The sequence below is a fragment of the Methylophaga sp. UBA5088 genome, from assembly GCF_002414625.1.
GTDB lineage: Bacteria > Pseudomonadota > Gammaproteobacteria > Nitrosococcales > Methylophagaceae > Methylophaga > Methylophaga marina.
Genome location: NZ_DIAC01000036.1, coordinates 12,307 through 13,426 on the forward strand (window position 1 = coordinate 12,307; position 1,120 = coordinate 13,426).

The following is a 1,120-nucleotide window of genomic DNA, read 5'->3' on the forward strand; positions in this document are numbered from 1 at the left end:
AGTCATGACGCATTTAATCATTGGAATATCAAATGATACGCATTGGGTGGTTGCTTTGCATTTTATACAGTTCGAGCGCATTGGCTGCGGGCGAAGTTGAAATCCCGCTTCTGGCTGAAACCAGTCACCTTCAGACGGCGATAAGTCGCGTCCTTGAATTTGATGAGAATGGCAAAGCGACACTCGGGCAAGATCCATGCAATCGCATTGATTTATCCGATATGAAGATGGCCACAGAGGATGACAAACTGTCGGTTGACATGGCTGTAGCGGCAACCACCGGAGTCCGAGTATTTGGTTCCTGCCGAGGGTTAACACCATGGCAAGGGCGTCTGGCATTAAAATTGATGCCTCAAGTGACCGAGTCTGGCCTTGCAATAGAGTTTATTCTCACATCGATTGAATTATCACGCCCCGATAATAGCCCCGGTATTCTAAGCAAACCTGTACAGGTGATTGCGGATGCCTTGGTGCTGCCACGAATGAAAACAGTGAAAATTGATCTGGGTGGGCCGCTTAATGAGTTGGATGGTTTAATAGAACAGTTACTAGGGCCAAATAGCACACAAAGCGTTGAGCAATCCTTGGTGCAACGCACGCATATTTCACGTCTCCAGACAGAAGAAACAGGTTTAAAAGCATGGATCGCTTTTCAGGTTCGGGCATCTGACCCGAGTCATAAATATTCTGAGCCGGTTTTAGATGCCGATGAAGCCGCACAATGGCAAACGCTTGAAGATGAATTCGATGGCTTCTTGACTACAATTATTTCAGTACTGGCTGAGTCAACCGACTCTCATGTGTTAAGAATGGAATTGCTCGCCATTTTGCTGGATGCAAGGTATGCGATTGCTGAGGCGCTGACAACCGATAACCCCGAGTCTGATCCTGTTCGTGAGTTATTTTTAACCACGTGGGAACGCTTACGCCCACTGATGAGTGAGCTTGAAGGAATGGATACGCCAGGCTTGGAAGTCGATTACAAACTAGCTGCATTTATTGCTGGTGGTGACGCGCTTCGTGCACTAGATGCACTTGGACCTGAATATGGTCTGGAAATTACTCGGGATGGTCTGCGTAGACTTGCTCGCTTGTTACTGGCTGGAACTGCACCACCGCG

The 1,120-nt window shown here is 47.9% G+C and carries 1 pseudogene; it reads left to right on the forward strand.

The features are described 5' to 3' along the window. Window positions 1–32: 32 nt before the first annotated feature. A pseudogene (locus B4K20_RS04960) lies at window positions 33–1,120 on the forward strand (lytic transglycosylase domain-containing protein); the annotation flags it as partial.